Below are 2262 nucleotides of genomic sequence, written 5' to 3' on the forward strand. Positions count from 1 at the left end.
TATCTTGGACAAAACACAAAATGATAGTTAATTAAAGATACAGTTGTTTTGGTATGTTTGTACTCATTTTTCATGAAGATATATTATCATACTTGTAGATTTTTATTAAGATTATATCTACACATATTTAAAGATAATAGAATTTTTTTGTTTTAACGTTAGCGATTTTGTTTTTTTATTAAAAACGCTAACGTTAAATCCTGTTCACTCATATATAATCTGTTAAACGTTTTTTCAATATCAATAAAACTCTATCCGGTCCATATTATTTCCTGCATTTCACAATGAATAAGGTATAATTATGTGGGAAGGCTAGGAGTTTCTATGGGACCAACTATTTTACAAGACGAAGATTTTGACAGAATTCCATTATCTACAACCAGATTTTCTGAGCTAAGGGCTCTCAATCAGATTTATATTGATAAATCAAATCTGATTTATAAGCTTGCTCGACAAAGAACTCCTTTTTTTCTTTCAAGGCCACGCAGATTTGGAAAATCTCTGCTCCTATCCACGTTTGATTCGCTTTTCTCCAAAGGACTTGAGGATTTTAAAGGGCTTAGTATTGAAAAACTCTGGACAGAAAACAAAACCTATCCGGTGGCAAAGTTTTCCTTGGCTAATTACAGAGTATCTTCCATTTCAGATTTTAATGAGGATTTCTGTCAGAGCATAGTCCGTGAATTCACAGACATTCTGCCTCATCCTGAAAAGCTAAATAGAACAGCTGCAACTGGACCAAATTCTCTGTTAGAAGAGTGTCTAAAACAGCTTACAGGATCCTCTGTGGTCATTCTGATTGATGAATATGATGCTCCTCTAACCCATACACTAGATGAGCCTGATCTAAATAAACAGATAGTAAGCTATCTGGGGGCATTTTTTAATACATTAAAAGATTACAAAGATAGCTGCCGCTTTATCTTCATCACCGGTATTACCAGAATTGCACATGTAAGTCTGTTCTCAACTTTTAATAACTTAAATGAAATCACTCTTGATGATGATTACTCTTCTCTTTTAGGTATAACCGAATCTGAGCTACACAACTACTTTGACAGTTATGTTGAAAACGCTGCCTCTGTTTTAGAGATGTCAAAAGATGAAGTTTATGAGCGTTTAAAATTACGCTATAACGGAAACAGATTCTCAGTTCATGCAAATGAGTCTGTTTACAATCCCTGGTCAGTTTTATCGTTTTTAAGTAAACCTCATAATGGTTTTGAAAATTACTGGTATCAGAGCAGTGCCGGGACACCTACACTTCTAATCAATTATCTAAAAGATGCTGGTCATGCAAAACAGTTCTCTGAACTATCAGAAAGTGAAGAATTATATGTCACTATTTCTGAATTGAAAGCAAAATCAGAGGCTACACAGATTCCTATGAATCTGCTCCTGCAGCAGACAGGTTATTATACTTTGCAATATAACTCTGAAGCAGATGTCCTTCTTGCCTACCCAAATGAGGAAATTGAAGAATCTATATTTAATCTCAAAAGAGATTTATATAATCTTAAATTAACTTCCAAGACAAATCGCTGTATGCTTGCTATTCCTGAGTATGTAGATGCAGCAGATATTGAGAGCTTAAAGACTGTATTCAACAAGATTATTACAGAAAGCATAACTCCTGACACGGGAATCTTTAACCGAGAAGTTGATATTCGCAATCTTATCTATATCTCCATTCCTGACAGTGTAATTTACAAAAGCAGAGAAACCGTTAATGCCTTTGGTTTTGCAGATATGCAGCTGGTAACTAGGAAAACAAAACTGGTTATTGAATTTAAACGCAGTTACAAAACAGAAAAAACAACGGTAACCGAAGATCAGGCATTAGATTCAGGTCTGAAACAGCTTAAAGAAAAACACTACGGTGAAGGAATATCTGACAAAAAACTTATTAGAGTTGCTATAGTCATCTCGCAAGAGAAGAGAGCTCTCACGAAATGGCAGATATTAAACGAGTGAACTCTCACGATCTATAACACGTGTATTCAGTAGGCAGAAGTTTCTCCGTGGCAGTGAGCGCCATTCGCTATAAACTACAAAGGATAGAGTTAAATCTTCTGGCACAGCCTGCACTCTGAGCCCACAAATACAATCGCATAGCAGTCAAGAGGATGATTACCGACCTTTTCTTTTAGAACTGTACCCTGCCGGTATCTTTCGATTTCCTCTTTTGCCTCTAATAACTTACCTTCAACAGCAGGCTTGCTGCCATCCTTTTTATGCAGGTATTTAAGCTCTAACAGGAAA

At 35.6% G+C, this 2262-nt stretch carries 1 protein-coding gene and 2 pseudogenes; 1 reads left to right on the forward strand and 2 read right to left on the reverse strand.

The window, feature by feature from the left end; all coding sequences use genetic code 11:
• Positions 1 to 74: pseudogene (locus tag QZU45_RS12195) on the reverse strand (IS200/IS605 family transposase); the annotation flags it as partial.
• A 250-nt stretch (positions 75 to 324) separates the two neighbouring features.
• On the opposite strand from QZU45_RS12195, the gene QZU45_RS12200 reads away from it, so the two are divergent.
• Positions 325 to 1974: an AAA family ATPase gene (locus QZU45_RS12200; RefSeq protein ID WP_295355682.1), complete on the forward strand. Its 1650-nt coding sequence runs from the start codon at positions 325 to 327 to the stop codon at positions 1972 to 1974.
• Between the two features lie 89 nt (positions 1975 to 2063).
• Here the strand turns inward: QZU45_RS12200 and QZU45_RS12205 are convergent.
• Positions 2064 to 2262: pseudogene (locus QZU45_RS12205) on the reverse strand (hypothetical protein); the annotation flags it as partial.

Origin of the sequence: uncultured Succinivibrio sp., assembly GCF_902756765.1 — a bacterium.
GTDB lineage: Bacteria > Pseudomonadota > Gammaproteobacteria > Enterobacterales > Succinivibrionaceae > Succinivibrio.

Coding starts and splice junctions, on each gene's coding strand:
- QZU45_RS12200 (WP_295355682.1), top strand. CDS start 325: ATGGGACCAACTATTTTACAAGACGAAGATTTTGACAGAATTCCATTA.